The 22,660-nt window shown below is 38.0% G+C and carries 26 protein-coding genes; 5 read left to right on the forward strand and 21 right to left on the reverse strand.

All coding sequences use genetic code 11. The features are described 5' to 3' along the window. Window positions 1-66: 66 nt before the first annotated feature. From H9565_RS04640 to H9565_RS04660, 5 genes are all read right to left on the reverse strand, one after another. Entirely contained in the window at window positions 67-258 is a 192-nt protein-coding gene (locus H9565_RS04640) for a hypothetical protein (RefSeq protein WP_215438015.1), read from the reverse strand. Window positions 259-288: 30 nt separating this feature from the next. Then, window positions 289-450 (reverse strand): DUF1328 family protein, encoded by a 162-nt coding sequence (locus tag H9565_RS04645; protein WP_215438016.1) that lies wholly within the window; start codon window positions 448-450, stop codon window positions 289-291. A 165-nt stretch (window positions 451-615) separates the two neighbouring features. Beyond that, window positions 616-1,359: an SOS response-associated peptidase family protein gene (locus tag H9565_RS04650; protein WP_215438017.1), complete on the reverse strand. Its 744-nt coding sequence runs from the start codon at window positions 1,357-1,359 to the stop codon at window positions 616-618. Window positions 1,360-1,438: 79 nt separating this feature from the next. Continuing rightward, a complete protein-coding gene (locus H9565_RS04655) occupies window positions 1,439-1,888 on the reverse strand; it encodes a ferritin-like domain-containing protein (RefSeq protein WP_215438018.1) in 450 nt (149 codons plus the stop codon). A gap of 198 nt (window positions 1,889-2,086) precedes the next feature. Beyond that, window positions 2,087-3,157, reverse strand: coding sequence for a DNA topoisomerase IB (locus H9565_RS04660; RefSeq protein WP_215438019.1), 1,071 nt, complete (start codon window positions 3,155-3,157; stop codon window positions 2,087-2,089). Between the two features lie 228 nt (window positions 3,158-3,385). On the opposite strand from H9565_RS04660, the gene H9565_RS04665 reads away from it, so the two are divergent. Continuing rightward, window positions 3,386-3,571, forward strand: a complete 186-nt coding sequence (locus tag H9565_RS04665; RefSeq protein WP_215438020.1) for a hypothetical protein — start codon at window positions 3,386-3,388, stop codon at window positions 3,569-3,571. A gap of 32 nt (window positions 3,572-3,603) precedes the next feature. Here H9565_RS04665 and H9565_RS04670 read toward each other — a convergent pair whose 3' ends face one another. The 14 genes from H9565_RS04670 to H9565_RS04735 form a co-directional block, all read right to left on the reverse strand. Beyond that, on the reverse strand, window positions 3,604-4,704 hold the full coding sequence (locus H9565_RS04670; protein ID WP_215438021.1) for an AI-2E family transporter: 1,101 nt from the start codon (window positions 4,702-4,704) through the stop codon (window positions 3,604-3,606). Window positions 4,705-4,730: 26 nt separating this feature from the next. Next, the gene (locus H9565_RS04675; RefSeq protein WP_215438022.1) at window positions 4,731-5,624 is read right to left on the reverse strand and encodes a mechanosensitive ion channel family protein; all 894 of its coding nucleotides are present in this window, start codon (window positions 5,622-5,624) and stop codon (window positions 4,731-4,733) included. A 10-nt stretch (window positions 5,625-5,634) separates the two neighbouring features. Beyond that, entirely contained in the window at window positions 5,635-7,464 is a 1,830-nt protein-coding gene (locus H9565_RS04680; RefSeq protein WP_215438023.1) for an SLC13 family permease, read from the reverse strand. A 48-nt stretch (window positions 7,465-7,512) separates the two neighbouring features. Continuing rightward, window positions 7,513-7,674, reverse strand: coding sequence for a hypothetical protein (locus H9565_RS04685; protein WP_215438024.1), 162 nt, complete (start codon window positions 7,672-7,674; stop codon window positions 7,513-7,515). 38 nt (window positions 7,675-7,712) lie between these two features. Then, entirely contained in the window at window positions 7,713-8,012 is a 300-nt protein-coding gene (hpf, locus tag H9565_RS04690; RefSeq protein ID WP_215438025.1) for a ribosome hibernation-promoting factor, HPF/YfiA family, read from the reverse strand. A 43-nt stretch (window positions 8,013-8,055) separates the two neighbouring features. Continuing rightward, window positions 8,056-8,697: an NADPH-dependent F420 reductase gene (locus tag H9565_RS04695; protein WP_215438026.1), complete on the reverse strand. Its 642-nt coding sequence runs from the start codon at window positions 8,695-8,697 to the stop codon at window positions 8,056-8,058. A 287-nt stretch (window positions 8,698-8,984) separates the two neighbouring features. Further along, entirely contained in the window at window positions 8,985-10,007 is a 1,023-nt protein-coding gene (locus H9565_RS04700; RefSeq protein ID WP_215438027.1) for an AI-2E family transporter, read from the reverse strand. 52 nt (window positions 10,008-10,059) lie between these two features. Beyond that, window positions 10,060-10,299 carry a DUF7218 family protein gene (locus H9565_RS04705; RefSeq protein ID WP_215438028.1) on the reverse strand — a complete coding sequence of 80 codons (240 nt, stop codon included), beginning with the start codon at window positions 10,297-10,299 and terminating at the stop codon, window positions 10,060-10,062. A 42-nt stretch (window positions 10,300-10,341) separates the two neighbouring features. Continuing rightward, complete coding sequence (locus tag H9565_RS04710; protein ID WP_215438029.1) at window positions 10,342-11,085, reverse strand: SDR family oxidoreductase; 744 nt, start codon at window positions 11,083-11,085, stop codon at window positions 10,342-10,344. 151 nt (window positions 11,086-11,236) lie between these two features. After that, the gene (locus tag H9565_RS04715) at window positions 11,237-12,142 is read right to left on the reverse strand and encodes a YihY/virulence factor BrkB family protein (RefSeq protein WP_215438030.1); all 906 of its coding nucleotides are present in this window, start codon (window positions 12,140-12,142) and stop codon (window positions 11,237-11,239) included. A gap of 150 nt (window positions 12,143-12,292) precedes the next feature. Further along, a complete protein-coding gene (locus H9565_RS04720) occupies window positions 12,293-12,811 on the reverse strand; it encodes an NUDIX hydrolase (protein WP_215438031.1) in 519 nt (172 codons plus the stop codon). 178 nt (window positions 12,812-12,989) lie between these two features. Further along, window positions 12,990-14,432 carry a Dabb family protein gene (locus tag H9565_RS04725; protein WP_246560292.1) on the reverse strand — a complete coding sequence of 481 codons (1,443 nt, stop codon included), beginning with the start codon at window positions 14,430-14,432 and terminating at the stop codon, window positions 12,990-12,992. A 97-nt stretch (window positions 14,433-14,529) separates the two neighbouring features. Beyond that, window positions 14,530-15,024 (reverse strand): GlcG/HbpS family heme-binding protein, encoded by a 495-nt coding sequence (locus H9565_RS04730; RefSeq protein WP_215438033.1) that lies wholly within the window; start codon window positions 15,022-15,024, stop codon window positions 14,530-14,532. Between the two features lie 78 nt (window positions 15,025-15,102). Next, window positions 15,103-15,678: a Crp/Fnr family transcriptional regulator gene (locus tag H9565_RS04735; RefSeq protein WP_215438034.1), complete on the reverse strand. Its 576-nt coding sequence runs from the start codon at window positions 15,676-15,678 to the stop codon at window positions 15,103-15,105. Between the two features lie 154 nt (window positions 15,679-15,832). Between H9565_RS04735 and H9565_RS04740 the strand changes: the two genes are divergently transcribed. The 3 genes from H9565_RS04740 to H9565_RS04750 all read left to right on the forward strand — a co-directional run bounded on the left by H9565_RS04740 (window position 15,833) and on the right by H9565_RS04750 (window position 17,942). After that, window positions 15,833-16,408, forward strand: coding sequence for a Crp/Fnr family transcriptional regulator (locus tag H9565_RS04740; RefSeq protein WP_215438035.1), 576 nt, complete (start codon window positions 15,833-15,835; stop codon window positions 16,406-16,408). Window positions 16,409-16,477: 69 nt separating this feature from the next. After that, entirely contained in the window at window positions 16,478-17,032 is a 555-nt protein-coding gene (locus tag H9565_RS04745) for a hypothetical protein (RefSeq protein ID WP_215438036.1), read from the forward strand. Between the two features lie 52 nt (window positions 17,033-17,084). Further along, entirely contained in the window at window positions 17,085-17,942 is an 858-nt protein-coding gene (locus tag H9565_RS04750; RefSeq protein ID WP_215438037.1) for an alpha/beta fold hydrolase, read from the forward strand. Between the two features lie 170 nt (window positions 17,943-18,112). Here H9565_RS04750 and H9565_RS04755 read toward each other — a convergent pair whose 3' ends face one another. Together H9565_RS04755 and H9565_RS04760 are read right to left on the reverse strand one after the other, a co-directional pair. Beyond that, window positions 18,113-18,424 carry a hypothetical protein gene (locus H9565_RS04755; RefSeq protein WP_215438038.1) on the reverse strand — a complete coding sequence of 104 codons (312 nt, stop codon included), beginning with the start codon at window positions 18,422-18,424 and terminating at the stop codon, window positions 18,113-18,115. Window positions 18,425-18,518: 94 nt separating this feature from the next. Next, on the reverse strand, window positions 18,519-19,352 hold the full coding sequence (locus H9565_RS04760) for an alpha/beta hydrolase family protein (protein WP_215438039.1): 834 nt from the start codon (window positions 19,350-19,352) through the stop codon (window positions 18,519-18,521). Between the two features lie 369 nt (window positions 19,353-19,721). On the opposite strand from H9565_RS04760, the gene H9565_RS04765 reads away from it, so the two are divergent. Continuing rightward, the gene (locus H9565_RS04765) at window positions 19,722-22,475 is read left to right on the forward strand and encodes a substrate-binding domain-containing protein (protein ID WP_215438040.1); all 2,754 of its coding nucleotides are present in this window, start codon (window positions 19,722-19,724) and stop codon (window positions 22,473-22,475) included. Window positions 22,476-22,660: the final 185 nt, after the last annotated feature.

Consider the following 22,660-nt stretch of genomic DNA (forward strand, 5'->3'; position numbering starts at 1 on the left):
AGGTAGCAAAAAAGCGGAAGCTTCCTAATGGAAACTCCCGCTTTAACAACCAACCAAACTATTCTCTTAATTGTCGTCTACAGCATCTTCAATTCCGTCTTCAACATCTTCGGCGCCTTCTTCAATGGCATCGCCTGTATCATCAATTGCGTCTTCTATCTTGTCTCCCGTATCTTTATTTTGTTCCCTACAACTGGTAAGTGTAGTAAAGGATGCGGTCATTAAGACAAATAACATTACATATAGTGTGCGTTTCATAGTATTTAGGTTTTATAGATTAATAATGTGTTAGACCGCTTTCTTTCCGGTGAATAATGAAATCACGAAAAGAATTAGGAATATGAAAAATAGGACTTTGGCTATACTTGCAGCTCCAGCTGCTATTCCACCAAATCCAAATATTGCGGCAATAATTGCCAGTATTACAAAAGTGACTGTCCAGCGTAACATAATATATGGTTTTAGATTAGTAAATTTTTAGTGTCGTACTTATCCGACTTCTATACTACAAAGATGAAGATTGTGTGCCGTTTCCATTGACACTAAAAATTTTGATTTTGCCTTTAAACAATTTGAATTTCAATGAGATTGCTTAATAAGAGACCCCGGTTGAGGTTAGGAATTACTTAGGTCTATACTATTGTGGAACAGTAGATCGTGTAGGGGAGTAGGGAGAAAGTCAGACTCACCCAAAACGGATAATTCGTTAAAGGCATCCGACATATTATTTTCGAAAAAATCTTCTGAAATGGCCTCTGCGGTCAGAGAGCGTGATGTTTCTTCTGTATGTATTCCGGTAACAGGAATTTTGTAATCTAGCCAATCTTGTTGTTGATGTTCAGGTAATATAAGCGGCATCTGGTTACCGGCATTATGAACTTCGGCAAAAGTTTTGTTGGCCTGTTGCGTAATTAACGCGCAGGTCATAAAACCATCTTCTAGCTCATTGCAAATAGCTGCTAGGGCAAAGGGTTTACCGGATTCTTGGGTCATATGAAAGAAGAGTAACTCTCCGTCCGCAATATATGTGGTGTAAAAACCAGTTACAATAACCAAGCATCTATCCGTTTTTTCGGATTGAATGTACCAAGGCCGTTCTTTTAAGGATTGCATAGGTACGGTTAAGGTATTTACGTGTTTTTGAAACGCACCCCAATCTCCTTCAAATTTTTTGGGAAGAATACCCCAAATGGATGTAGTAATAGTTTTTTGCTGTTTTGAGCTTATGATAGGAACAGTACTTTCTTCTAGTCCGTTTATGATTTCTCTAGGTCTGTATATATCGGGAAATTCAAAGATGGCGTCATATCTATCTTCAATCTGCTCTCTTGCTGCCCGAATTGATAATTTGTTGAACATAATTATATGGTATAAATAGTTAGTAAAATGTAAAAAAGGGATACAAATGCATCCCTTTTATTTTTGGTCTTTACTATCCTTATAGTACGTCTTCCAATCTTTTGATGCTGTTAAGATCGGTACTGATCTTATTCATTTGCTGAGTAAGCAAAGTAGTTGTTGTGGTAGGTAATGAAACCTCGTTCAATACTGCTTTGTACTCTTCCACAGCTGCTTTTTCACCGGTAATGGCTTCCTCTAGCATGGACTCATCATTATCTGCGCTAAACCACGCTTTAACGTCCATCCAACCACGGTGCATTGCTCCTGTGGCGCTTCCGCCTTTTTCAAAATCCTGTCCGTAACGTACAATTTCCGACTTTAAATCGTGTCCAAAATTATAACGTTCATCGGCCTTACGTTTAAAAAATGTTTTTAAATCTGTGCTTTTGGCGTGCTCGGCAGCTTTTTTAAAGCCTTTTTCTGCATCGTACGTCTTCTCTAATATATTGTTCAATTTAGTTTGTACTTCTTCGCTATATGTGCTCATCTTAATTTAAATTTTAATGAACGGCAACTTTGTAAAAATTGATGCTTGCCGTATAACATCTTGCTTTCTATTTGTAAAATTAGAGCAATAGATGCGTTGGTCTTTATCTGAAAAAATCAATTATTGATGCAATCCAAAATATTCGGATTTATAAGGTATCTATTTGTTTTTCAATGTGAAATAAAACAAAAGAGAGTGTTAAAACTTTGGTGTGTATTGCTCAAAAAGGTCTAGTATGACCATTTCCGAAGTGGAAAAATGTTCCTGTTCGGAGTCGGTTTTCTGTGCCTTGTCAAACCACTTTTCTATGGAGCCATCCTCATATTTGGAAACTAGAACCGGGTGTACATAATATTTACGACAAACATTGCGGGTATTCCCCAAAGCGGCCGCTGCAGCATCAAAACCTTCTAGTAAGTTTTGTTTGGTTTTTTTTTGGGTCTCAGCGGTGCCCAGGTCTAAAAGCGTATCAAAAAATACAACGGATGCCGCCCATGTTCTAAAATCCTTGGCGGTGAAAAACTCACCACTTATCTCATGTAGGTACTCGTTTACCATAGAACTGTCTACAGATTGCTTGTCACCATCTTCATCATAATATTGAAATAGTTCCCAGCCGGGAATGTCCTCGCATCGGCTTATAAGACGAATGAGTTTTTTGTTGCGTACCGTAACCGAATGTTTCTTTCCTTTTTTGCCTACGAACTCAAACTTTATGTTGTTCTTAAAGATTTCAACATGTTTCTTTCTTAGGGTAGAGAGTCCGTAAGATTTATTTCGCTTGGCATACTGCTCGTTTCCAATACGAATATGGGTCTCGTCCATAAGCTTTACAATGAGCGCTACCACTTTGCTTTTGGACCATTGCTTTTGTGCAAGGTCCTTTTCTACTTGCTCCCTAATAACAGGTAACTTTTTGCCAAACAGGCTCATTTTATAAAACTTGGTCTGATTTCTGATCTTAACCCAAGTAGGATGGTATCTATACTGTTTTCTGTTCTTAAGGTCTTTTCCCACGGCTTGGAGGTGTCCGTTTTGCAAATGGGTAATTTTTACATCTTCCCAAGCGGGTGGTAACACCAAACTGGTAATGCGTTCTAATTCGTTCTTATCTTTTAGGGGCTTTTGTTTGTAGGTATACACAAAACCTTTTCCTTTTCGGTGTCTAGAAATGGGCATTTTGCCATTATCCACATATACTAGATTTAGACTTTCTATCGCCAATTCCGGGGCTTTTAATAACTGACTTAAAAGGTTCTTCTGTGTCATCTGTTTTTAGTTGATTTTTTGGTGTGGAAATGGGATGAGTTTAAAGATATCCCCTATATAGCAATGGGTTTGAGCTCTATCGATTTTTAGATTGACCGTTTTGGTAAATGGACATGAATAAGTGAAAAATGAGTGTATATTGACATAAATCTACTTTTTATTCTCCAATTTTTTGGAGTTAAATAAAGTGGTGAAGTCATTTGATAAAACAGATAAAACAAAACAATTATGAACAATACAGTAGAAGACGAAAAAATTAAAAACGAAGAAACCGAGTTTGTTAAGGAATCCCATGACCCTAAACAAGAGTACATATTTCAAAAGAGCGGGATTACTAAAAAAGGATTTTTTATTATTATAGCTTTTTTAGTGGTTCTGATTGTAGCACTTGTCGCTTCCGGTGTGGTTTTCTAAAAAAGAAAATTCTTTAAAATTAAACTGAATAGTTACAGTCCTTTGGTTAGGGCTGTAACTATTTTGTTTTTAGAAACAAATTGCTTTAAAATCACCTTTAACACCGTATATCCGGGAACGGCCAACATCATACCCACGATACCAAATAACAGGCCTGCACCCAATATCACCAAGAAAATTTCCAACGGATGGGATTTTACACTGTTACTGAAGATGATAGGTTGCGAGAAAAAGTTGTCTATAAGTTGGCCAATGGTTACACCCAGTAGAACATAGCCTACTTTAGGCAGGATAATAGTGCTGAAATCTACACCAGGATTACTCGTAATAGTAAACATGACCATGATTACCGCACCGATCATAGGGCCTAAATACGGAATGATGTTGAATAGGGCACACATAAACGCTATGAGTACCGCATTCTCTACACCCACTAAAATTAAGGTTATGGCATAGAGGGAGAAGAGAATAAAAATTTGGAACAAAAGCCCCACGAAATAGCGGGACAATAGATTCTTTATTTTTGCCAAAGAGCGCATGGTTTTCATTCTATGGCTATCCGGTACAGAGGTTAGAATAGACCGTTGGATGATATTGCTATCCTTCAGGAAAAAGAATGAAATGAACAGAACGGAGAACAGGCCAATACCAATATTGTCCAGTACTTGTAAGATGGATTTTATAAAGGATGGGACCAAATCTTTTCCCAATCCGTTTACCGCCGTTTTATTTAAGGTGGCATCTTCCACCAAATCTTCTACCACTTTCTTGGTAGTGCCAAAATATTCGGAGAGCATAACATATAATTTGTCAAACTCATTTTGAATTATACCAAAATCGAACAGGTATAGGTTTTTCCCCTGTTCGGTCAACAGGGGTACTATCAACATAATAATACCACCAAATAGGGCTGCTATGACCAGCATGGTCATAGCAACGGCCAGAATGTTGGGTATCATTAAATTCTTCCTCAAAAATGTAACAATGGGCCTGCCTATTAACGCTACAATAGCAGAAATTATCAGGTACGCAACTATGGATTGCAGCTCATAAATGATATACAAAAGTAAAACGAAGCCGCACACGGCGGCAATCGCTTTTAGGATTCCATTGGCTATTTCGGTTGATTTCATAGGGTTGGTTTTAAGTAGGCAAAAGATTAAGACTCCCCTTTAATAGTGTTCATATTTAGGGTATTCTTTCCAAAATCCAAAGTACGGATCGGGAAAGGAATGTTAATGTCTTTCTCGTCAAAATGAGACTTAATTAATTTTACGGCTTCATGTCTAGCAGCATGCTCTTGTTTGGCGCCTTTCATATCTATCCAAAAACGAACCATGAAGTTGATGGAGCTATCACCAAATTCGGTAAAGAAAAATTCTACCTCTTCGCTTTTTTTCTGAGGGAAGTTTTCCCCAATTATTTTTACGACCAAATCCTCTACCTGCTGTAGGCTACTTTCATACCCTACGCCACAGTTTACCACAATACGGCTTCGATCACTAATCGAGTAATTTTTAAATGGCCCGTCTATGAACTTGGAGTTGGGTATGACCACGTAATTGTTATCTGGTTGGCGCACAACTACATTGCGCAGGCTTATCTCCGAAACAAATCCTTTAATACCGTCACTTTCAATAAAATCATCAATATTTATTTTGGGCATGAAGGAGAGGATAAGTCCGCCAAAAGTGTTACTCAGAGTACCTTGTAGGGCAAGACCAATGGCCAAACCTACCACCCCTGCTCCAGCAAGAATACTGGTAAGTACCTTATCCAGTTCAAGAACCCCTAGGGCAACAAAGAACCCGATCAGGATAACCGCCAAGAATACAAACCGTGCAATAATATCTTGAATAGATTGCTGGCTAATGCGATTGAGCAAGAATTTTCGTAATAGCTTGCGAATACCACGGGCAATGAAATAGAACAGGACCATAATTAAAATGGCCATAACTAAGTTTGGGAGCTTTAGAATTATAGCATCTAGCCATCCATCTAATTTGTTCCATAATTTACTTAATGCGTCTTCTATTGAGAATTTACTTTCCATATTAATAGTGTTACAACATATTGGTTAATAAAAATGTGGCCACCGTTGCTAGGATGAGGCTTAAAAGACCTCCAATTCCTAAAAAGTGACTAAACCGGTAATTTCCAAGGCTATAGATCAACGTGTTGGTCTGATACCCTACCGGAGTAAAAAAGCTAAAATTGGCAGCGAACATTACCGCCAAAATAAAGGGCTTAAAGTCTAACTGCATGCCCTGTGCTACTGAAATGGCTATAGGCGTCATAATAATTGCCGTAGCATTGTTGCTAATGACCGCACTCAAAATCATAGTGGTAAAGAACAATGTACCTATGACAATAAAACCCGGTTGGTCAAATAGAAAACCGAGCAACTTTTCCGATATAAAAACATCGGCGCCAGTATTGTGCATGGCGATTCCCAAAGGAATCATGCCTGCCAGTAGAAAAAATATTTGCCAGTTTACTTTCTTGTAGACCGTGGTGAGGTCCAAATTTTTCGTGATCAATAGAATGCAAACACCGGTAAGGGCGCTTACCATTATTGATAATAAACCGGAAGCCGCCAAACCTATCACTAGCAGTAGAACGGACAGCGAAAAATAACGTTTGTATTTAGAATTGGAACGTACATTTTCAAACTCTTGCAGCAAGAGTACGTTCTCCATTCTGCTGAGGTTTTCCAGGTTTTCTTTTGAGGTCTCCAAAAGAAGACGGTCTCCCACCTTAAGTACAAGCTTGTTCATGCTACTGCGCACTAGCCTGTCGTTTAATTTAGTAAGCGTCTTACGTTTTTTAATAGCAATGGGCACGATGTCCTGCATCACCAAGCTTCGGAGCTTACCAAGTGTTTTTCCTAAAAACTGGGCTCCGGGAAGCATAAGGAATTCTACAAATACGCGTTTGTCCAAGTCTCCTTCTTCCTTCGTGATTTGGTCTTTGTTTGATCCTGATTCCTGCGCTGGAGCAAAATAATTTTCTTGGTTAAGGCTAAGGTTTTCGGACTCATTAATGCGGGTAAGATTTTCTAAATCGCACATTAATAAAAGCTCGTCGTTGGCCTTAAATGTCACATACTTACCGGGCGAATTATGAATTCTATTATTTCGTGTAAGTTTCAACAGGGATATATCCGGATTCTCAAAAAGAAAACTTTCTTGAACCGTTTTGCCTACCAGTTGGGAATCTGAATTAATGTGGACATTGGTTACGTAGTTGTTCAGGTTATAATCTTCATCTAGATTTTTTCCCTTGCCCCAAGGTAACCAGCGCAAGGTAAGGGTTAGGTATACAATTGAAATTCCCAGAAATATCAACCCTAAAATTGAGAACTCAAAGAACCCCAGTTTTTCCGCACCTAAGTCCGTTGCAACGGAATTCACAATTAAATTGGTGGAAGTGCCCATTAAGGTACAGGAGCCACCTAATATTCCAGCAAAGGAAATAGGCAGTAGTAGCTTGCTTTGAGAGATATTGTATCGCTCCGATAGCTGATTTATAATTTTGATGAATACGATAACTACCGCTGTGGTGCTTATAAATGCCGAAATTCCTGCAGTTACGAACATGAATATAGGCGCCATTATAAAGAGGGGCAGCCCTTTTATCCGGCCCATACCCGAAGCCAACCAGTTAATGACCCCGTTTTCTTCTAGTGCAATGGCCAATATCATCAAGGCGAGCACCGCAATAGTAGCGTTGTTTGAAAAACCGCTGATAGCCTCTTCGGGTGTCACCAGACCCAATAGGGTTAGTGAAACTATAATTAGAAAGGCAATTTTGTCAACCGGGAAAACTTCAAATACAAAGAGTACTACCGTTACCAGTAATACACAAAACATTAAAGTTATTTCCCAAGTCATTTTGTTTCTGTGGCGCAGTGTTTAAATGAATGCACATTGCCTAATTGGTTATCTTTTTAGTTTCTTTCTTTTTTTCTTGCCTTTTCCTGAATCCTTGTTCTGCAAGAGTTTGTACCCTAAATAGGCAAATTGCATACCTACAAGGGCAAGTTTTAGTTTTCTACTGCCGGCCAATGCTGACGCAATGCCGATTATTGATGTTGGTTTCATATGATTTTTTTTAAATTGATAAATTGAAAAGTTGACGGCTAGTGAGCCGACAACTTTTCTTTTACTTTTCTAAGCTGATGTTCCAAATCACGGATGGTTTCGCTCAGTGCCGCTTCAAAGTTCTCGGCGTTAGATGAAGCAAAAATTCGTGGTCCGGGCATGCTCAAACGGATGTCACAAAACATATTCTCTTCGTCACTTCTATTTTCCGTTTTAAAGAACACATCGGCCCTATGTACGAAGTCGTATTTTTTACTCAGATTTTCCAGTTTTTCTTTGGCCATGGCCTCTAGACGTTCACTTGCGCTTACATCGTGGTATTCATAAATGATTTGCATATTCTTTTCTTTTTAGGTTCTGTTTATAGTTGCAATCAGGCATTTAATAAGCCCTTGTTGAATCTACTAGTTCTTTGAGTTCATCATGCGTTAAGGATTTTCCGTAAATAGGTTGGTCAGGGTCCATAATCTGGGTGTCGGCAAGGTTGCCAACAAACAGCGTGTCAAAACCCATATCCTCAATAAGCTTTTTAGTTATATACCTACTTTCCATATCCTGTGCTGCGTATGGAATAGTCAGTTTATCTGTAGTTCTAAAGGCCCGGTCGCGCAGATGTTCCGCTTTAATGGAATTAAAGGCCTTGGCCGTTTTTGCCGTGCTGAACTTCATAGCGGTGTATTCAGATGCTGAATAGTTGGCATCTCTAACCTCTTGCGCCATTTCTCCATCTCTTTCGGGATAAGGATTTGTAGCATCAATTATTAGTTTGTTACTATAGCCCGAAGCGTATGTTTTGGCAATATCATCTATTGCTTTAAAGGGCATGGCCAAGAGATATACATCCGCATTGGCTTCAAAAGCCTCTTTTACGCTAACGGCCTTGGCATGATCTCCGGATTCGTTTACCAAATTCTGTAATTCTTCCGGGTGGCGGGAACTGAACAATACATCATGGCCTGCTCTTGCCCAATGCTTTCCTAAGTTTCCTCCTATATTTCCACTTCCTATAATTCCTATTTTCATAACTGTGTTTTTATGTGATATCCGCCTAAGCGAAAAAATCAATTTATATTCTGTTTAATGGCTTGTTCCGTTTTTAGCATCAAAGGATACCTGATGAAAAAGTTTTTTTTCCGGTGCGTTGGCGCTATTGGAATCTAAGCTTACACGATATTAATCAAATGATTAAAGGTGGCTTGACCCAAAAGCAGCTATTATTAGTGCTAATGGAATAGAGGTGTCATTATGCTGGATACCGATGGTCTTGGGTACGAAAAACCTAGTTTCGGGATTAGGGAGAGCAGTGAAGTTTACATGGTCTCCCCATCTTGTTTGCCATATTCCTGTTTGTAGATCTGTACGATAATTAGAAAAAGACTAACGAACAACGGACCGAAAATAAGCCCTATAAACCCAAAAAGGGGAATACCTATGAGAACACCAACCAAGGTAATTAAAGGATGTACATCGTCTAATTTTCTTAAAATGTATAATCTGATGATATTATCCGTAGATCCTACTATGACTATACCGTAGATTAAGATTCCCCAAGCCTGAAAAGTATCTCCTGCCGAGAGGGTCAATATAAATACGGGCAATGTGCCCAGCATATTCCCTACAAACGGAATCATAGACCCAATGGCCACGATTACGGCCCAGAAAAAAGGATTCTGAATACCAAAGATGAGAAAACCGATCAAAGCAACCACACCTTGGGCAATGGCAACCAAAGGAATGCCAAGGGCATTGGCGCGTACCATACGTCTTATTTTGCTGCCAATAGTTTCTAGATTATTTGTGCTGATAGGGATATATTCATAGAGTGACTCGCGTAATTCTTTCCTATTGGTAAGCATAAAATAAAGGAAGAAATACATAATACCTATGGCAATTACCGAAGTAAATGTACTTCCCGCAAAACCTTGTAAGCTATCTGATAACCAGCCCGAAACCGCGGAAACGTCAATTTCCGAAGATAGGTCATAGCCCACGTATTGCTCCACATTTTGGAGCTGTTCCTTTACGGCTTTGGTAACCTTTTCCGAGTTGTTTACGGCTTGGCTTACTTTGTTGCCCAGCATCAATACCGCTCCGGAAACCGGAATTAATATAATTATGACCGAAGCAAACATTAAAAGGCCGGCAGCCAAATCTGGCTTCCAGCCTTTATTTACCAACTTAGCCATTGGCTTTTTCAGTAAAACATACAATGTTATAGCTCCTAGAACACCCGAAAAATACGGGGCCATTTCTTTAAAAATGAGTCCTCCTATGAGTACTATTAGCAATAGCACAAAAAGCTGACGTATAATTTTTGGGTGTATAGTTTTCATGGCGCTATTTGATTTTAATTGAAATGATGTTCAGTAGGGGAAGAAGGGCAGCCTAGTTGTTCCTTAGAGCATGGATGAGCTCCTGCTTGGTCATTTTTGACCTTCCTTCAATATCCACATTTTTAGCCTGCTCGTAGAGTTCCTTTTTGGTCCACTCTTCATACGGTTTGGCTTTGCCACCTTTCTTTCCCGAATTGGGAGAATTTGCTATTCTTGCAGACTTTTCCTTACTGTATCCTTTGTCTCGCAACGCCTCATATTGTTCTTCGTTCTTTACACTTGGTATATCCATTTTGGTAAAATTTTAGATTCAACATTTCTTAAGGGTACCGGTTTATTTTTGCTGTTCCGTGGGCATTATAAAGACATCGTTAATATTAGCTCGGGCCGGTTGAACCAAGGCGTAATGAATGGCTTCGGCAATGTCTTCCGCTTCCAAAAAGGTCATCTTTTGCATCTCTTTGAACGTTTCCTTAATATCCTCGTCCGTAATAGTATCGGTAAGTTCTGTGGAGACAGCACCAGGTTCTATAGATGTTACGTTAATACCATATTTAGGTGCTAATTCTTGTCTAAGTCCCTCGGAAAACATTTTTACCGCAGATTTTGTAGCACAGTATACCGCTCCACCAGGAAAATAATTATGTGCGGCACTAGAAGAGATATTTATAATGTTACCACCTTTATTTTCGATCATGGTAGGAAGTACGGCAGCCACACCGTTCAGTACCCCTTTTATATTTACATCTACCATCTTTTCCCATTCATCGGTCTTTAATTTTTCAACGTAGGATAAAGGCATTAAACCTGCATTGTTGATGAGGGCGTCTATGGTGTTGAATTTTTCCAGTGTTTTGTTAACGAGCTCCTCGTAGTCCGATTTGCTGGTAACATCTCCCGTTACAATCAAGGCTTCACCACCATTGTTTTCAATCTTTTCCTTTAAATCTTTCAGGCGGTCCTCACGGCGTGCGGTAAGTACAACTTTTGCACCTTCTTTAGATAGTTTAAGCGCCGTTGCTTCGCCTATTCCACTTGATGCTCCCGTTATGATAATCACTTTATCTTTTATGTTCATAATATTTCTTTTTTAAATCAAATTTCTAATTGAAACAAAGGTTGGGATAACTGGTAAAACGGTTTAATCACATCAAAATAATTATTGACTATAACCATATTGCTACTTGAAAAGGGGAAGGTGAATAAGAGGGATTTCGCTTTGGAACTAACTATTTTATGAGGTTTTCTGAAGATTTTAGTGGTGTTCCGTGTCCGTATCTTTTAGCGTACACCCATGTGAATTCCGCTCCAAAAAAGAGAATGAGGCAAGAGTAAGATACCCATAAAAGAATCAGGACAATCGTTCCTGCTGCACCATAGGTAGAACCTGGATCTGCTTCACCAAAATAATAACCTAAGAGCGACTTGCCCAGAACGAACAATGTGGCTGTGATCAACGCACCGATCCATACCGTTTTCCACCGTATTTTAGTATCGGGCAGGTAACGGAAAATTAAGGCAAAAAGAACGGTAATAATACCCACAGAAACGGCAAAATCAAGGAAATAGGCGATGTAAACAATAACATCCGGGAGAATGCTACGTATATATCCGTTCAATGCAGAGATGGCGGTGGTTACCAAAAAACTGATTAACAATAAAAAGCCGATTGCGAGAATAAAGGCGAAACTTCTGGCCCTGTCAATCAGCATTTTTAGAATACTGGAATCCGGATTGGGCTGCACTTGCCATATTTGGTTAAGGGATAACTGCAAGTGATAAAAAACCCCTGTGGCACCAAAAATAAGGGTGCCAATTCCTAGAATACTGGCAATGGTACTCCGGTCTTCATTTTGCGTTTCGATCATCATAGACTGTATGGCCTCGGCGGCATCACGCCCAAGGGCACTGGATATTTCTTGGGTTAGTTCACCTTGAACAATATCCGTGCCCCAAACCGAACCCACAAGATTAATGATAATGACCAAAAGTCCCGGTAAGGACAGTACGGCGTAATAAGCCACAATTGCACTCAACCTAAAAGGGTCGTCCGCTTCCCAAGCTTTGTAGGTGTCTACGATTAACTTGGGCAAGTGTTTTATTTTAAACTTTTTATCGGTTTCGTTAGCTGTCATATTTTTGAAACTACCGTAGGGTCTACGCGTGCAATTTTGAGTAAAATTACCGCTACGGATTTCAAATTGTTGACCGATATGCGTTATGTTTTGATGGAATTGAATTTAAGCTGGGTAGGCAACTTTAAGCGAATATAATGTTCGTATGGGCTATTGAATTTTATTTGCAATAAGTTCCAACAAGAAAGTTTCCCGTTCAATAGACATCCCTTTTTTATCACTGGAGGCCATGGTTTGTTTGTTGTGGCGTATTGCGTCGTGAATATTGATCCAAACGGCTTTCATACCGTTTTTGGTTTCGTAGTGCTCCAAGTTTGGGGTACCTAGTTCTTCGCTAATATCGCAAGTGTAGCAATAGGAAATCATGTGTTGAACATCAAAACCTGATTTGTGCCATGGCCTATACTCCTCGTAGATGCCAAAAGGTTGAATGTTCTGTATGTCCGTTGCACCGGTTTCTTCCGAAAGCTCGCGCATCATTCCTGTAATTTTGTCCTCGTCCGTATCCAAACCACCACCCGGGAGGCTATAATCTTCATATCTCTCTGTATAGAGCAAGAGGATATTTTGCTCTTTTATGGCGATACTCCTAGTGGCCAATCTTGTGAAAACCGTTTTATTTTCTAGGGTTGTTACTTCGGGGTGAAAATGGGTCTTTAAATTTTGCATCAAAAAGTCTAGTCGTTTTAAACGCTACGCGTAATGGAAATGGGTATTCAATTTCCGTTTGCATAAGTAATCATTTTTTCGATTTAAAACTATCGGACTCAAAAATGCAGAACGACTTTTTAAAAAACCTGAACTGTGCCCGCCCTAGAAATAGGACAATCCTGAAAATACCCTTTTTTTAGGGTTTTGTCCAGTAATCCATAACCAGAACATCATCAATTAAAGGTCCAATTTTATTTACCAAGGCTATATGTGCCTCGTGAAATAAATATATTTCCCTAGCATGGTCATCTTTGAACGTTAACGTAAAGGCATGGGTAAACCCTTTGCTAGCTCCTTCTTTACTATCATTAAGACCCCATTCTATGTTCTCGATTTCAGGAATTTCTTTTTTAAGATTCAAGAAGGCATTCACGGCTTCGTTAAGTTCTACTTCGGTAGCTTCTTTTTTGTATTTCAGGTTAACGATGTGCCTTAGGACTTTATCACCTCTATCTGCCTTAGGAGCAACCTTATACGTTGCTATCTTCTTTAGGTCAAATCTGTTGGAGCCGGCTATTAATAAGTTAACATCATCTATTTGATGCGACCGCAGACCATAATAAATAGAAAAACCATTTTCTAGATAATTTAGAGGCGTGAGCGTCCCGTCTTCTGTTAACTTACAAAGTTGAATACTGGCATCGTCCCGAGTCCCTACGGCCAAAATAGCTTCATTGTTATCTACGGAAACGACCTCAATTCTTGTTTGCCCTTGCAGTTTAGTGTTTTCATCATCTTTTAGAACAAAGTGAGGTTCTAAAGCCCCTTTTCTATTCACTTTAAAAACACTTACCCCATCACCATGATATACAAAGTCCGGGTTTTTAATAAAGCCATTTCTTTTATAGTATTTATGGTGTCTGTGGCCCACTATGATATAATGATTGTCTCCAAGTTTTACCCCGGTTACCGGATAGGCCCCTGTTAAGTATCTATCTGTAGTATTATCGCTAATATTATTTATGTTTTTAAAAGAACCGTTTTCATACACCCTAAAGCTGCTCACGCCATTGTCTTGAAACCCGCCAGTGTATAAAAACGTTTTTCCTTTTAATTTGTGTGTGAACATCCCTATGATTCCGTCTGTATGAATTTTTTCATCATCTTTCATAGATTGTACGTGGGTGAGTTTGCCATCTTTATGGATTTTAAAACTGCTCAACCCAGGTGTTTCTTCCAAGCCACCAATAAACAGGTAAGATCCTTGATTCATATGAACTACCTGCAGTGTAATGGCAATCCCAAGGTGCGTTTCGTCAGTATCCATGGTCAGGCTAAGTCGTTCTAAAGAACCATCATCTAAAATCTTAAAAGTCTCAATGGCATTACCGAACTTGTTTGCTACAAATAAAAAGTCCGTACCGCTAATGTTGTCCGCCACCATACCTCTAGCTGGACCTTCTTTTTTGTAAAGTTCTTGAGTGCCTATTGGGTTAAGCTTGCCCTCTTTGTTCAAGCTAAATATGTCTATACCCCCAAAACCTCCGGCATATACAAAATGAGCACCGTTTTTTTCATAGCTCGTAATGGTTACCGTATTGTTCGCAGATACACTTTTGAAATCCTGCAGATAGGGCATGAGGTCATTTGTGTTTTGCGAAATACACAATTGTGAGAGGGACAGTGCGATGATAGTTATACATAGTGTTAAGCGGCTCATGATGCTGTTTTTTAAATTATTCAAGTATGGCGTTGGCTCCCACGGAGGCTATTTCATGGTCCTGTTCAATGGTTCCGCCACTAACCCCTATGGCACCTATAATTTTACCTTGTTCGTTTTTAATAGGAATTCCGCCCGGAAAGGAAACGAGTCCGTTGTTTGTGAGTTCAATATTATAAATAATACCCCCGGGTTGGGTAAGCTTACCTAGGTCTCCGGTGTTGATATTAAAATAACGAGATGTTTTTGCCTTTTTAATCGCTACATCTATGCTTCCTAGAAATGAATCGTCCATACGGATAAAGGCTTTTAAGTTGGCACCTGCATCTACTACGGCAATATTTACCGGTGCCTCTAAAGCTTCAGCTTTTTCCTTGGCCGCTAAAACAGCTTGTAGGGCTTTTTCGTTTGAAATATCCGTTGATGTTTGAGAAGAGGCAACACCCGTATTGAAAAGAACGAGAAAGGCTAGAATTTTTATGCCTTTGGGTAATAAAGCTTTGGTCTTCATGGCTATTTACATTTTTAGATAGGCAAATATCTTGAATGAAGTTGGCAAAAGAGTTGAACTAGTTCAACTCAAAAAAAATTATTTGACGCTCTTTTTAATTTTGCTCAAGAATTCATGTCTAATGCCTAGATAACCCGCTATTTGCTTGTCCGTGAGTTTGGATGATATCTCAGGATAGGTCTGGATGAAATGGAGATAACGTTCTTTGGCGGTCAAACAATGGTTGCGTACCAATCTCCTTTGCCAAGAAACCAAACCTTTTTGGAACATTATTCTAAAGATTTTCTCTGCAACGGGCAAAGAATTATAAAGAGCAAGTTTGTCCTGTCTATTGATTAAGAGTATTTTACTGTCCTCTATGGCCTCTATGTTTAGATCGGACGGAATTTGGTTCATAAAACTATCAATATCCATCAGCCACCAATCTTTTACCGCAAAATAAAGGGTGTTCTCATTCCCTTTTTTATCCAAGGTAAAAACCCTAAAACAACCTTCTGTTACAAAACCTTCAAATTTACAGACCTGCCCCTGTTGTAATAAAAATTCTTTTCTTTCTATAGATTTAGGATGAAAGAAGCTACAGAAAACCTCCTGTTCCGTTTTGGAAAGTTGGGCATTCTTTTCTATGTGTTCTAAAAGTAAATCGTGTGACATTTATTGCCTAGTTCCTTATGTTCAATTGTTTGTTGCAATATAGAGGAAAGAATTATACTGGGCCTTTGGTGAGATGGAAATAACCTGTTTTGTAATAGTATGTATAAGGGATGTCTTTACGTTTTTTCTTTAGAATATTTATATATTGAACAATATGGAAATTCAGAGACTAAAAAAAGCTACGGAAACTTACGGACTTGATTTGTCTCAAAAATCGTTACGAGCTTTTAGTGCTTTATGTAAAGAAACGACCTATTTAGCAGGAGGTATCATTTTTAAGCCTAATCGTAACAATAAATCCGAATATGTCTTACTGAAGGGAATAGCGCGTACTTTTTTATTGAACACCCAAGGAGAGGAAATCACGCTTTCCTTTTTTGAGGAAAATATGATTTTGCCTCCCTGCGTAACCCGAACCAAAAATGAAAAGTCATTATTGTACGGAGAGGCGCTAACTGACTGTGTCTTCGCCGAAATAAATGCGGATGATTTTGAATCGTTGATGATTGAAAATCTAGAAATACGAGATTTTGGTAATTCCGTGCTACGGCAAGAGCTATTGAACAAAGTTCACAAAGAGATACGAATGGCCACTTGGACTGCCAAAAGGCGTCTGGACCAGTTTCGGGATGACTTTGGTATGTTGGAAAACCGTATTCCCCATCCTATGATCGCTTCCTATTTGGGAATCACCAATGTTTCCCTTAGCAGACTTCGGAAGCGGTCTTAAAAAAGCGATTTTATCAATTGTTAATGTAGGAACTAAATTGCTGCCATTTCTTTGCTGAAAATCAAGGGAATGAAAACATTTAGAAATAGTCTGCTTCAAAATATTCAAGGTAAAAAGGTATTGTTCCTGTTCTTGCTAACCAATGCCGTTTACGCCACAATGCTTTTTATTACCATTCCTAAAGTCATGAGCTTTTCCAATGGAATGCGGTTGTTGGATATGCAGCCATTGGGATATGAGCATGAGTATGTTCACTCACTCTTTCGCACCCTTGGTTCAGAAGGTCGTCATACTTATTTATACAATCAGATACCTTTAGATATGGTATATCCTTTTCTGTTCGGAATAAGCTATTGCCTAGTCGTGGCATATTTTCTTAATAAATTCAATAGATTGAAGCCTCCTATGGTATATGTATGCCTGTTGCCATTAATTGTTGGTGCAGCCGATTATTTTGAAAACTTTGGAATAGTATATCTATTGAATACTTATCCGGAAACATCTGACGGTATGGTAACCTTTACGCTCGTTTTTACCTTAGTAAAAAGTATGGGCACGGTTTTGTATTTTTTAATTTTACTGGGGCTATTGGTTTTGCTACTGCTTAAGATTTTGAGGAAATAAAAATACTCCGAAGTAAAGAGAGTTAATAGGACCAAATAAGAGATTAAAAATTATGAAGGCACTTTTTAAGACGGAAATAGGGAAGAAGGAAATATTGGATCTGTATGATCAAAAACTAGAGGAACTGAATATTGATTTTACATATCTAAATATTGATACTAGTTTTGGGAAAACCAATATAATTGCCACTGGAGAATCTACTAAACCACCAATTATATTAATTCATGGGTCCAATGGTTGTGCGCCAATTGCCCTTGAAACCTATCCTAATTTAAGTAAGAACTTTAGAGTGTACGCCGTAGACGTTGTAGCGCAACCCAACAAAAGCGAGGATAGATGGTTAAGTATGAAAGATGATTCCTATGGGCGTTGGGTCAATGAAATCATAAGTTCTTTGAAGCTTGAAAAGGTTACTCTTGTGGGGTTTTCTTTAGGCGGGCTCATTATATTAAAAACGCTTGAGGTTGACGAGAGTAAAGTAAAGCAAGTGTATTTGGCCGCGCCAGCTTACATTGTAAAAGGAAACCCGTTAAAAGCATTGTTCAGGATTTTTATTCCCATGAAGCGTTTTATGAGAACCCAAAAGATTAAATATGTAGAAAAGTTCCTAAAAGAACTTTTTACGGAACGTGATGAATTTGCTATCAACTATTTATCAAAAGTGTTTTTGCATTTTAAAATGGATTTTACACCGGTTCCCGTAATACTTAAAAGTCAAGCTAAGTGCATTCAAACACCTATAACGCTATTTGCGGCGGAGGATGATATACTCTTTCCAGGAATAAAAATGATAAAAAGAGCAAATAAAATATTTCCTTCTTTAAAGAGCTCCCAAATATTTAAAGATTCAAAACACGTGCAAAATAGAACGCAGAACCAGATAATTGAAAAGATTATTTTGGATGATTAACGTTTTCAACATGATAAGACTTATACTCATAATAATAGCATTTATTCTAACAGTTTATTTTCAATAGACAGATGTTTATTCATTGGTCCCGATTTTGAACTAGAACAGTAGCCTTGTAACCAATTTTAGTATGATTAGTGAAGATGACACTAATTTTTGTCATCCACCAATTACCATGACCTTACCCAATTGTACGTTGTGGTTCTGTCTTTTACTGAAATGTTCTCGGCAAGGAACAATCCAGGAGCACGGCCTATCCACCCATGACCCGAAATCTGCCATTTCTTTTCGTCCATCTTTTTTCCATCAAATTCATCGGACATGTTATCAATTAATTTCCACTCCTGCTGAGACTGTTTTGGGTCCTCTCCGGCTTTGAAATAAGGGGTTTCTTGAGCAAATGCAGTGGTGGTAATAAATAGGGAAAGGATTGTTAATAGGAGGTTGGGTAGTTGCATTGGTATAGAAATAGAATTGTTCAATTACGGTTAGGTTTTGTACTGTTGTAGAACGATTAACATATGAAACGCAAGAGCAAATGTGAGCTTTGATTTTATATACTTGATTGAGACCTTGTTATTTTATTTCATTCAAAAGTTGGGTCCAAATTGTATTTTTAAAACGTTCTTTAAATATTCCAAAATGTCCGATTTTATCGACTTGAAAATTATTTGGATTTAAATGTACTGATTTTCTTTTTGCATTCTTGTATTTCATGGTCATCCAGTCCACCGCCTCTTTAGGTGCAAAATCATCATCATCTATGCTATAAGCGGTTACATTTGTCTCTACTGTTTCATAGAAGGTTTTATTGATAGATGTATCGCTAAAAATGTAATCTTGGTTCTTTCCCCAATTTCGCCATTGATTGGCAACGTTTTTTGGAAGATTTTCCATTCCGCTAATTTTCTTGGAATTTAGATAGCCAAAAGTATTTATGAGAAACGGAAAAAGAACATGCCAATTGAACCACATTTTTATTCTTCCAATTCCTTTCCAGTATTTCCAGTAACCGGATTGCGCTGCTACTAAAACTATTTTATCCAATTTGTTAGCTGATTTAGCCAGCCCAATTAGTTGCCCTCCAATGCTATGCCCAAGAATTACTTTCTTTGATTTTGGATAATTATTTATAACGTATTGTATTATGCTCTCCAAATCATTGCTACCCCAATCTGCAGCGTTGGTTTTTAGTTCTTTGATAGGTCTTTTTAGAGAACGACCTATGCCAGTATAATCAAAGGTGACAACGGTAATTCCATTATCTTCGGAGAATTTGGCGAATTTACCATAGTACTCCTGCTTTACCCCCGTAGCCGAAGCAATAATTAAAACGGTCTCACTACTGTTATCATCAAACAAAGTTGCTGATAATGTTTTAGAGTTATTTTGTATTTCAATCTCTTTCATTTCTATACATGGAGCCCTATGCACAAGTTAACGAAAAACTACATAGGCTTCACGCAATACTAATGAAAGGTTGTTGGCTTTTGGTGGTAGGGGAAAAGAATTACCTTGAAATTTTTCGCTTATTTCCAATTCCGGGCTACATGTGGAGTGTCTGAAAATGGTATAGAAACAGCTGGAAAGTATCGAGAGGTTAGTTTGCTTTTGCCGGATTTGGAAATGACCGATAAAATACTTTGTCAAGTAGTAGTTCTTGAATTGTCAATAGAGACTTATTTAAGATATGTATGGATATTAGAATATTACAATCTTATTTATTGAGGAAAAACTATCTATATTTTTCATTAAGTTTACCCAAAGCCAACTTAATAGATGATTTTCAAAAAGAATGTTTTATTAGCATGTACAGCATGTATTGTACTGCTAATTTCTTCATGTAATGAACGAACTTCAGAAAAGAAGATTCGTATTGGGTTCTCCCAAGCGATGACTAATGATGATTGGCGTCGTTCAATGAATAATGCTATGTTGCTTCAGACTTCTTTGCATCCCAATATTGAACTGGCTATTCGTGATGCAAATTATGAAGTGCAAAAGCAAATAGAACAACTAGAAGGTCTTATTGCGGATAGTCTGGATATTATAATAGTTTCTCCCATAAAATCTAAGCCCATAACTCCTGTTGTTGAAAAAGCCTTAAACCTGGGTATACCTGTTTTGGTGGTAGACCGTAAGACCGAAAATCAGAAATACACGGCCTATTTAGGTGCGGATAATATTGAAGTAGGCCGTAATGCAGCCAAAGAAATTATTGCTTCGAGCACTAAAGATTCCATTAGAATTATAGAAATAAAAGGACTGTCAGGTTCCTCTCCTGCAGAAGAAAGAAGTATTGGGTTCCACCAGACAACAGATCAATATCCCATTGCAAAGGTTGTTGCCAGTATAGAGGGTGATTGGGAAAAAGAATCTATTCAGCAAGAGTTTAAAACGTTATTAGAAGAGAATCCCAATGTTAATTATGTTTTTGCACATAATGATAGAATGGCTGTTGGGGCTTGGGAAGTAGCACGCAACATGGGACTGGAACATCAAATGGATTTCATAGGGGTAGACGGACTATCTGGTCCTAATGGTGGTATCCAAGCGGTAAAGGACAATATTTTAGAGGCCACCGTACTTTACCCAACCGGCGGAGACGAAGCCATAAAGTTGGCACTGAAAATTTTGAACAAAGAATTGGTGCCAAAAAACAACATTTTATCTACTACTATCATAAATGAGGTGAACGCCGATATTATGAAAAACCAGTTTGATAGAATTAACGAACAACAGAAAAACATAGAAAACCAAATAACGGCGATCAAGACTTTGGAAGACCGTTATTACGCACAAAGCAATTTGCTTAAAATAGTAATGGCTCTATTGGTCACCATTCTGGCCTTGGCGCTTTACAGTGTATATTCCATTTTTGCCATCCGCAAAAAAAACAGGCAGCTAGAGCTTACGAACAGGAAAATCACGGTTCAGCGAAATCAAATAGAGAAAATTGCAGAAGAAGTAAAACTGAGCAATGAGGCAAGGCTCAATTTTTTTACGGGCCTTTCGCATGAGTTTAAGACACCAATTACCCTAATCATGAGTGCTGTTGAATCTTTGGGGGAAATGACTAAAGATAAGGGGGCGAGAATGATGAACGAGTTAGAGCTGGTTCACAATAATTCTAACCGGCTATTAAGGCTTATTAACCAGCTTTTGGATTTTAGGAAGGTAGAAGACCGTAAGTTTTCATTAAAAGCGTCTAAAACAAATGTGTTCAAGTTTTCTAGAAACATTGTTAATGATTTTGTTCGGGAAGCAAAAAAGAGAAATATCAACTTTAAATTAATTACCAATAATGAGGATTTGGAGTTGTTTATAGACCGAAATTTAATGGACAAAGTATATTTTAATCTACTGTCCAACGCTTTTAAGTTTACTCCTGATAATGGAAAGATAGAGGTGAGCATTGAAGACGAGCCCAATAAAGATACAGTTTATATCCGGTTCAAAGATTCAGGAATGGGTATACCCGAAAAAGAATTGAACCTGGTATTTCAAGCTTTTTTCAAAGGTTCCAACAATAGAAAGAATAGCTCGGGAATAGGTTTGCACCTGAGTAAGGAATTTGTGGAGATGCATAAAGGTTCTATTATCGTAAAGTCCATTCACGGTACAGAATTTATAATAACCCTATTTAAAGGTCAAGCCCATTTTAATGAAGATGAAATTATTACGGAGCAAGATCTGATAGATACCAGTGTTATAGATTTTACTTCCGAGCATCTTGTGGATGATAATTATTTAATACAAGCTCCTGAAAATGGTAAAGAGAAATATTCTATATTGATTATTGAAGATAACAAGGATCTTTCCATTTTTCTCAAAAATAAACTTAAGTTAGAATATGATATCTATTTATCGGATGGAACGGACGCTATAGAAAAAGCCTTGGAGATAATCCCGGACATTATTTTATGCGATGTTAATCTACCGGATAAAAATGGCTTTGAAATCTGTGATATCCTTAAAAGAGATTTGCGTACATCACACATACCCACAGTGCTATTAACTGCGCTGGGCGATCAAGAATCATATTTAAAGGGCCTTCAATCCGGTGCGGACCTTTATTTTACAAAACCGTTTAGTTATTCCATTTTAGTGCAATCAGTTAAATCCTTGCTGTATAATAGGGAAAAACTTAGATTTTATTATACCAGTAATATTCACAAGATAGAGCAGACCGATTCGTTTGGAAATATAGAACAACATTTTGTGAACCAAATGAATAGTTTAATTAATGATAACTTGGGCAACTCGGACTTTTCCGTAGAAAATTTAGCCGAAAATTTGAATATTTCGCGCGTACAGCTTTACCGGAAGGTCAAAGCTATTATGGGAATAAGTATTAGTGATTATATTGGCAAAATACGTCTGGAGAAAGCAAAATCTATGCTGGAGACGACAACTTTGAGCATTTCTGAAATTGCATATGCAACCGGATTTTCATCACCCAATTACTTTTCTACGACTTTCAAAAACAATTTTGGAACTTCACCTGGCTCTTTTCGTAAATCCTTTTTGTAACGCAACATATGTTCAATAAGGTTTCATATAAACCTGAGGTATCAATTTTATACTTTAGGTAACATAATTATAATCTTCTGGTTAGTTTGAATGTTAAAGTTATTTGTAATATACTGATTATGAGTTACTTGGGTTTTTTCTAATCATATCTTAACGAAACCATAACAAATTGCAACATTAGTAAA

It is taken from the genome of Zobellia russellii (assembly GCF_018728565.1).
In the GTDB taxonomy this organism is placed as follows: Bacteria; Bacteroidota; Bacteroidia; order Flavobacteriales; family Flavobacteriaceae; genus Zobellia; species Zobellia russellii.

Bases quoted from the DNA above. Each gene is read 5' to 3' on its own strand.
- H9565_RS04730 (WP_215438033.1), bottom strand. From the start codon at position 15,024: ATGAAGACCAAAGCTTTATTACCCAAAGGCATAAAAATTCTAGCCTTT.
- H9565_RS04650 (WP_215438017.1), bottom strand. From the start codon at position 1,359: ATGTTCAACAAATTATCAATTCGGGCAGCAAGAGAGCAGATTGAAGAT.
- H9565_RS04660 (WP_215438019.1), bottom strand. From the start codon at position 3,157: ATGACACAGAAGAACCTTTTAAGTCAGTTATTAAAAGCCCCGGAATTG.
- H9565_RS04750 (WP_215438037.1), top strand. From the start codon at position 17,085: ATGAAGGCACTTTTTAAGACGGAAATAGGGAAGAAGGAAATATTGGAT.
- H9565_RS04735 (WP_215438034.1), bottom strand. From the start codon at position 15,678: ATGTCACACGATTTACTTTTAGAACACATAGAAAAGAATGCCCAACTT.
- H9565_RS04745 (WP_215438036.1), top strand. From the start codon at position 16,478: ATGAAAACATTTAGAAATAGTCTGCTTCAAAATATTCAAGGTAAAAAG.
- H9565_RS04685 (WP_215438024.1), bottom strand. From the start codon at position 7,674: ATGAAACCAACATCAATAATCGGCATTGCGTCAGCATTGGCCGGCAGT.
- H9565_RS04760 (WP_215438039.1), bottom strand. From the start codon at position 19,352: ATGAAAGAGATTGAAATACAAAATAACTCTAAAACATTATCAGCAACT.
- H9565_RS04675 (WP_215438022.1), bottom strand. From the start codon at position 5,624: ATGGAAAGTAAATTCTCAATAGAAGACGCATTAAGTAAATTATGGAAC.
- H9565_RS04765 (WP_215438040.1), top strand. From the start codon at position 19,722: ATGATTTTCAAAAAGAATGTTTTATTAGCATGTACAGCATGTATTGTA.
- H9565_RS04720 (WP_215438031.1), bottom strand. From the start codon at position 12,811: ATGCAAAATTTAAAGACCCATTTTCACCCCGAAGTAACAACCCTAGAA.
- H9565_RS04700 (WP_215438027.1), bottom strand. From the start codon at position 10,007: ATGAAAACTATACACCCAAAAATTATACGTCAGCTTTTTGTGCTATTG.
- H9565_RS04655 (WP_215438018.1), bottom strand. From the start codon at position 1,888: ATGAGCACATATAGCGAAGAAGTACAAACTAAATTGAACAATATATTA.
- H9565_RS04695 (WP_215438026.1), bottom strand. From the start codon at position 8,697: ATGAAAATAGGAATTATAGGAAGTGGAAATATAGGAGGAAACTTAGGA.
- H9565_RS04740 (WP_215438035.1), top strand. From the start codon at position 15,833: ATGGAAATTCAGAGACTAAAAAAAGCTACGGAAACTTACGGACTTGAT.
- H9565_RS04670 (WP_215438021.1), bottom strand. From the start codon at position 4,704: ATGAAATCAACCGAAATAGCCAATGGAATCCTAAAAGCGATTGCCGCC.
- H9565_RS04680 (WP_215438023.1), bottom strand. From the start codon at position 7,464: ATGACTTGGGAAATAACTTTAATGTTTTGTGTATTACTGGTAACGGTA.
- H9565_RS04725 (WP_246560292.1), bottom strand. From the start codon at position 14,432: ATGCCCTATCTGCAGGATTTCAAAAGTGTATCTGCGAACAATACGGTA.
- H9565_RS04640 (WP_215438015.1), bottom strand. From the start codon at position 258: ATGAAACGCACACTATATGTAATGTTATTTGTCTTAATGACCGCATCC.
- H9565_RS04710 (WP_215438029.1), bottom strand. From the start codon at position 11,085: ATGAACATAAAAGATAAAGTGATTATCATAACGGGAGCATCAAGTGGA.
- H9565_RS04645 (WP_215438016.1), bottom strand. From the start codon at position 450: ATGTTACGCTGGACAGTCACTTTTGTAATACTGGCAATTATTGCCGCA.
- H9565_RS04665 (WP_215438020.1), top strand. From the start codon at position 3,386: ATGAACAATACAGTAGAAGACGAAAAAATTAAAAACGAAGAAACCGAG.
- hpf (WP_215438025.1), bottom strand. From the start codon at position 8,012: ATGCAAATCATTTATGAATACCACGATGTAAGCGCAAGTGAACGTCTA.
- H9565_RS04715 (WP_215438030.1), bottom strand. From the start codon at position 12,142: ATGACAGCTAACGAAACCGATAAAAAGTTTAAAATAAAACACTTGCCC.
- H9565_RS04705 (WP_215438028.1), bottom strand. From the start codon at position 10,299: ATGGATATACCAAGTGTAAAGAACGAAGAACAATATGAGGCGTTGCGA.